This is a genomic window from Trebonia sp. (assembly GCF_030042015.1).
Lineage (GTDB): Bacteria > Actinomycetota > Actinomycetes > Streptosporangiales > Streptosporangiaceae > Trebonia.
This window is the reverse complement of the sequence record NZ_JASIAL010000350.1, coordinates 1-5,998: the sequence shown is the minus strand read 5'-3', so window position 1 is coordinate 5,998 and position 5,998 is coordinate 1. Positions and strand designations below refer to the sequence as shown.

Annotated in this window: 7 protein-coding genes; 6 read left to right on the top strand and 1 reads right to left on the bottom strand. The window is 71.7% G+C overall.

Annotated features, from left to right (window positions below; all coding sequences use genetic code 11):
- Positions 1-348: peptidoglycan-binding protein (locus tag Q1N79_RS19035; protein ID WP_367185102.1), on the bottom strand; the 348-nt coding region annotated here is incomplete at its 3' end.
- 237 nt (positions 349-585) lie between these two features.
- Between Q1N79_RS19035 and Q1N79_RS19030 the strand changes: the two genes are divergently transcribed.
- The 6 genes from Q1N79_RS19030 to Q1N79_RS19005 form a co-directional block, all read left to right on the top strand.
- On the top strand, positions 586-1,074 hold the full coding sequence (locus Q1N79_RS19030; RefSeq protein ID WP_300610772.1) for a carbonic anhydrase: 489 nt from the start codon (positions 586-588) through the stop codon (positions 1,072-1,074).
- 178 nt (positions 1,075-1,252) lie between these two features.
- Positions 1,253-2,542, top strand: a complete 1,290-nt coding sequence (locus tag Q1N79_RS19025; RefSeq protein WP_300610770.1) for a glycosyltransferase — start codon at positions 1,253-1,255, stop codon at positions 2,540-2,542.
- 23 nt (positions 2,543-2,565) lie between these two features.
- Positions 2,566-3,483: a PhzF family phenazine biosynthesis protein gene (locus Q1N79_RS19020; RefSeq protein WP_300610768.1), complete on the top strand. Its 918-nt coding sequence runs from the start codon at positions 2,566-2,568 to the stop codon at positions 3,481-3,483.
- A gap of 90 nt (positions 3,484-3,573) precedes the next feature.
- Positions 3,574-4,659 carry an S-(hydroxymethyl)mycothiol dehydrogenase gene (locus Q1N79_RS19015; RefSeq protein WP_300610767.1) on the top strand — a complete coding sequence of 362 codons (1,086 nt, stop codon included), beginning with the start codon at positions 3,574-3,576 and terminating at the stop codon, positions 4,657-4,659.
- 104 nt (positions 4,660-4,763) lie between these two features.
- Positions 4,764-5,465, top strand: coding sequence for a hypothetical protein (locus tag Q1N79_RS19010; RefSeq protein ID WP_300610766.1), 702 nt, complete (start codon positions 4,764-4,766; stop codon positions 5,463-5,465).
- Positions 5,466-5,501: 36 nt separating this feature from the next.
- The coding region (locus Q1N79_RS19005) for an aminotransferase class IV (protein WP_300610764.1) at positions 5,502-5,998 on the top strand (497 nt) is incomplete at its 3' end.

The window sequence follows — 5,998 nt, the reverse complement described above, 5'->3', positions numbered from 1 at the left end:
GTACTTCAGCGTCAAGAGCCGTTCCTGCAACGCCTTGACGTCGGCACCGGTCATGCCCTCGCGAAGGTCGCGCTTCGACGGGGTGTAGGCCGGGGCCGCGGCAGCGGCCCGGGCGGCGGGCGCCGCAACGGACGCGGAACGCGCGGCAGCCGCGGGCTTGGTGACGGCGACAGGCTTGATGGGAGCCGCGGGCTTGGCGGCGGCCGCCGACGCGGCACCCGGGAGGGTACTGCATGCAACAATCGCGGTCGCCGCCGCAGCAGCTGCGCCGAGCATCGCGAGCCTTGCGCGCGCCCGCAGCTTCCCGCCTGTCCGCACACCACCCATGACGCTCACGCCTTTCTTCATTTCTTCAACTAATTATCCCAACCTGAAGACGCTTCAACCAGATCTGTGGTTGCTGCGGGACGGTAACGAAGCGGTGGTGCACGGCGCCCCCGGCCAGGCGCCTGCCGTCGCAACCGCGGCCTGCCGTGCCGCACCCACCGTTGCGGCCTGTGTTGCCTATATCGGAAATATCATGAAATGCCCTATATTAGCCAGCGTGAATGTGATGGTGGCTCGCCGGCGCGGGCGGTGACCGGCATGGGCGTGCACGACGAACTGCTCGCCAGGAACGCTCGCTACGCCGCGACCTTTCCTCGTCCGCTGCCGCACCGTCCCACGGCCGGCCTGGCCGTGATCGCCTGCATGGATGCCAGGCTCAACGTGTACGGCGCGCTCGGGCTCACCGAGGGCGAGGCGCACGTCATCCGCAACGCCGGCGGCGTGGTCACCGACGACGCGATCCGCTCGCTCGCGATCAGCCAGCGACTGCTCGGCACCACGGGGATCGTGCTCGTCCACCACACCCGATGCGGAATGCTCACGTTCACCGACGACCAGTTCAAGGCGGCCATCGAAGCCGACACCGGGATCCGGCCGCCCTGGGCGGCCGAGGCGTTCGCCAGCCTGGACGGGGACGTCCGCCAGTCGGTCGCCAGGATCAAGGCCAGCCCTTTCGTCCCGCACACGGACCGAATCCGCGGCTTCGTGTTCGACGTGGACACCGGCCTGCTCCGCGAGGTCAGCTAGCCCGGCGACACGGGTTGGCGGTGGGGCTCCCACCGCCAACCCTATTGGTGGCGTGGGCCCCACCGCCAAAAGCCGGCGCCGCCGGCAGGACTGCAAGCAGCATCGATAAGCGACAAACCAGGGCAAAATGCTCGCGGTTAGGTCAGCCGGCCCGGCGCTTGTGTGCCAAGCTGCCTGTGTGCTCGGACTCGCGATCGCATGCGTCGTCGCCGCCGTGGCCTGGGTGTTCCTGCTCGCGGCGCACGGGGGGTACTGGCTGACCAGCCAGCGGCTGCCAGCCGCGGTAAGCCCGGAACGCTGGCCGGGCGTGGTCGCGGTGGTGCCTGCCAGGAACGAGGCGGACATGCTGCCGGTGACGCTTCCCGCGCTGCTTGCGCAGGATTACCCTGGCGAGTTCCGCGTCATTCTGGTGGACGACGGGAGCGAGGACGGCACCGCGGAGATCGCGGCCGAACTCGGCGTCAAGTCCGCGCGAGAAGCGCCAGAAGCGCCAGAAGCGCGAGAAGCGCGAGAAGCGCGAAAGGGCGCCGCGCCGCTGACCGTCGTGGCCGGCCAGCCCCGGCCAGCCGGCTGGGCCGGCAAGGTGTGGGCGATGGCGCAAGGGGTGGCGGCCAGCGCGCCGGACGCGGGCGCCAGCGCGCCGGACGCGGGCGCCGGCCGCGCAGCGGCCGAACCTTCGCCGTACCTGCTGTTCACCGACGCGGATATCGACTGGGCGCCTGGCGCGCTGCGCGAGCTTGTCGCGGCCGCCGAGAGCGACAACCGGGCGGTCGTCTCGCAGATGGCGATGCTGCGCGCGCACACGGGGTGGGAACGCCTGATCGTGCCCGCCTTCGTCTACTTTTTCGCCCAGCTTTACCCGTTCAGGAAGGTCAATCACCAGCGCGGCCGGACGGCCGCGGCGGCCGGCGGCTGCATGCTGGTCAGGAGAGACGCCCTGGACAAGGCCGGCGGCCTCGAGCAGATCCGCGGCGCGCTCATCGACGACGTGGCGCTCGCCACGCTGCTCAAGCGCGACGGCAACCGGTGCTGGCTTGGGCTGACCGCGCACGTGCAGAGTGCCCGCCCCTACCCGCGCCTCGCCAGCCTGTGGCACATGATCGCCCGGTCCGCGTACACCCAGCTCAGGTACTCCCCGGCACTGCTCGCCTGCACGATCGCCTGCCTGCTCCTGCTGTACGCCGTGCCGCCCGCCGGGGCCATCGCCTGGCTGGCCGTGGCCGCCGCCGGCGGCGGCCACGGCACGACGATCCCGGCGCTGCTCGCCGGCGCGGCGGGCCTGTCCGGCTGGGCGCTGATGACGGTCAGCTACCTGCCGATGCTCCGCTTCTACCGGCTCTGCCCGCTGCGCGCCCCCATGCTGCCGCTGATCGCCGTGCTCTACGCGGCGATGACCGCCGACTCGGCGCGGCGGCACTACTCCGGCCGGGCGGTGTCCTGGCGCGGGCGTGCCGCCGGGCGTGCGTGAACGATCGGGGTACGCTCACAACCGTGCGAGTTCCCCAGACCTCCCTGTGGGCCGGCGAGCCGTCCGACGGCGGGCCGGCCGGCGGCGGGCCGCTGGTCCGCCGCTTCCTCGTCGCGAACGTGTTCACCGGCACCCCGCTGGAAGGCAACCAGCTTGGCATCTTCCCTGACGGGCGCGGCCTGGACGCCGACCTGATGCTCAAGACCACCCGCGAGATGAACTTCGCGGAGACGGTCTTCTTCCTTCCCCCTGACGATGAGGATGCCGACGCCCACGTCCGCATCTTCACGCCAGGGGCCGAACTGCCGTTCGCCGGGCACCCCACGCTCGGCTCGGCCTGGGTGCTCGGCGAGATGCTCGGCAAGCACACGGTGACGCTCCAGCTTGGCGTTGGCCTCGTACCGGTGGAACTGGAGCGGGACGGCGACGCGATCACGTTCGGCCGGATGTCGCAGCCGATCCCGGCCTGGGGCGCCTATGACCACACGGCCGAACTGCTCGACGCGCTCGGCACCACGGGCAAACCGGACGGCTTGCCGGTCGAGTGGTACCGCAACGGCCCGCTGAACGTCTACGTGGAGATCGACGGGGAGGAGGCGCTCGCCGGGCTGCGGCCGGACATGCAAAAGCTCGGCAGGCTCCCGGTGAACGCCAGCTGCTTCACGCAGGCCCCCAGCGGCTGGACCGCCCGGATGTTCGCGCCCGCCCTCGGCGTTCCGGAAGACCCGGCGACCGGGTCGGCCGCCGGCCCGCTGGCGCTGCACCTCGCCCGGCACGGCAGGATCAGGTTCGGCGAGGAAATCGAGATCCGCCAGGGCGCGCAGATCCACCGCCCGTCGGTGCTGTACGCACGCGCGGACGGAACGGACAATGCGGTCGAGCGGGTGCTCGTGGGCGGCCAGGCCGTGGTCGTCGCGCACGGCGAATACCGGCTCGCCTGAGCACCGGGACCTGCGGCGCGAAGCAGCGGACCGTTCGGAATCTGATCGGGCGGGGACCATCCCCGGACCCGCGGAAAGGAAAGGACCTGCATGACAATCAGCGTTCACGGCGTGGTGGCGGGCGGAAAGGGCGAGCCGGTCAGCGTCACGGAGGTGCTCGTGCCCGATCCAGGACCTGGCGAGGCGCTCGTGCGGGTGCAGGCCTGTGGCGTCTGTCACACCGACTTGCACTACAAGATGGGCGGCATCGGCGAGGACTTCCCGTACCTGCTCGGGCACGAGGCGGCGGGTGTCGTCGAGGCGGTCGGCGACGATGTCACCGGCGTGGCGCCCGGCGACTTCGTGATCCTCAACTGGCGCGCCGTCTGCGGGCAGTGCCGCGCCTGCACGCGCGGCCGGCCCTGGTACTGCTTCGCCACGCACAACGCCAGGCAGAAGATGACGCTGGCCGACGGCACGCCGCTGTCCCCGGCGCTGGGCATCGGCGCGTTCGCCGAGCGGACGCTGGTCGCGTCCGGCCAGTGCACCAAGGTCAACCCGGCGATCGCGCCGGCCACCGCGGGGCTGCTCGGCTGCGGCGTGATGGCCGGGATCGGCGCCGCGATCAACACGGGCGGCGTCACCCGCGGCGATGCGGTCGCGGTGATCGGCTGCGGCGGGGTCGGCGACGGCGCCGTGCTCGGTGCCCGGCTGGCCGGCGCGAAGACGATCATCGCGGTGGATGTCGACGACCAGAAGCTGCAGTGGGCGCGCGAGTTCGGCGCAACGCACGCGATCAACTCGCGCACCGCCGATCCGGTCGAGGGCATCAAGGAACTCACCGGCGGGTTCGGCGCGGACGTGGTGATCGAGGCCATCGGGCGGCCCGAGACCTACACGCAGGCGTTCTTCGCCCGTGACCTGGCCGGCGTGGTCGTGCTGGTCGGCGTGCCGACCCCGGAGATGCGGCTGGAGCTGCCGCTGCTTGAGGTGTTCGGCCGGGGCGGGGCGCTGAAGTCATCCTGGTACGGGGACTGCCTGCCCAGCCGCGACTTCCCGATGCTGGTCGACCTGCACCTGCAGGGCCGGCTGCCGCTTGACAAGTTCGTGTCAGAGACGATCTCGCTCGGCGACGTCGAGGCGGCGTTCGCCAAGATGGAGCACGGCGAGGTGCTGCGCAGCGTGGTGGTCTTCTGACCGGCGCCGCTCACGGGGACCCGCGGGTCGGCCACGGCCCGCCGTGCGGCGGCGGGCTGCCGTGCGGCGGCGGCCCGGGCGATGGCGCTGGCACCCGCATCGCGATGTGGTCGGGGCCGCGGACGCTGTCCACGGCGCTGCTGCGGGCCTGGGAGAACCGCCCGGACACGGTCGTCGCCGACGAGCCGCTGTACGCCTTCTACCTGGCGGCCACGGGGCTTGACCACCCCGGCCGCGAGCAGGTGATCGCCAGCCAGCCGGCCGACTGGCGCACCGTGCTGCGCGCGCTGGCCCGCGACCCGCTGCCAGCAGGCGCCTCGATCTATTACCAAAAGCACATGACCCATCACCTCCTGCCGTCGGTGGACCGGTCCGCGCTTGCGCCGCTGCGGCACGCGTTCCTGATCAGGGACCCTCGCTGGCTGCTCGCCTCCTACGCCCGGGTCCGCGCCGCGCCGAGCCTGGCCGACCTGGGCCTGCGCCAGCAGGCGGAGATCTTCGAGGGGTTCGGCGGGCCGGTGATCGACTCCGCCGACCTGCTGGCCGCGCCGGAAGCGGGGCTGCGCGCCCTGTGCGCCGCGCTGGGCGTCCCGTTCTCCGCCGCGATGCTGTCCTGGCCGCCTGGCCCGCGCGCCAGCGACGGCGTATGGGCGCCGTACTGGTACGACAGCGTGCGCAGGTCGACCGGCTTCGTCCCGGTGGCGGTTGCCGCCGAGCCCCCCGCGCTCCCGCCCGCGCTGCACCCGCTGCTGGAGCAGTGTCTGCCCTACTATGAGAGAATTCGAAAATATAAGCTCAATTTTTAGCCCGAACGGACCGGGCCGGCTCGCAGGAGTAACCGCATGCTGCAGAAGTTCGACGAACGCAACAGGGACCTGATCGTCAGCGTCGGCGGCACGCTCGCGCACCGCGACCAGGCGGGGGTGAGCCCGTTCGATTCGGCGGTCCAGGGCGGGGACGCGGTGTGGGAGGGGCTGCGGCTCACCAACGGCCGGATCTTCGCGCTCGGCGAGCACCTGGCCAGGCTGCGCCGCTCCGCGCATGCGCTGGCGTTCACGTCGGTGCCGGACGACGCGCGGATCACCGGGGAAATCCGCCGGACGCTCGCGGCGAACGGGATGCGGGACGGCGTCCACATCAGGCTCACGCTGACCCGCGGGGTCAAGATCACCTCGGGCATGGACCCCCGGCTGAACACCTCGGGCCCGACGCTGATCGTCCTCGCCGAGTTCAAGGACCCCGTATACGACCTGGCTGGGATCACGCTGGTCACCGCCAGCGTCCGGCGGCCCGCGCCGGACTGCCTGGACCCGAAGATCCACCACAACAACCTGCTGCC

Bases quoted from the DNA above. Each gene is read 5' to 3' on its own strand.
- Q1N79_RS19030 (WP_300610772.1), top strand. From the start codon at position 586: ATGGGCGTGCACGACGAACTGCTCGCCAGGAACGCTCGCTACGCCGCG.
- Q1N79_RS19015 (WP_300610767.1), top strand. From the start codon at position 3,574: ATGACAATCAGCGTTCACGGCGTGGTGGCGGGCGGAAAGGGCGAGCCG.
- Q1N79_RS19010 (WP_300610766.1), top strand. From the start codon at position 4,764: ATGTGGTCGGGGCCGCGGACGCTGTCCACGGCGCTGCTGCGGGCCTGG.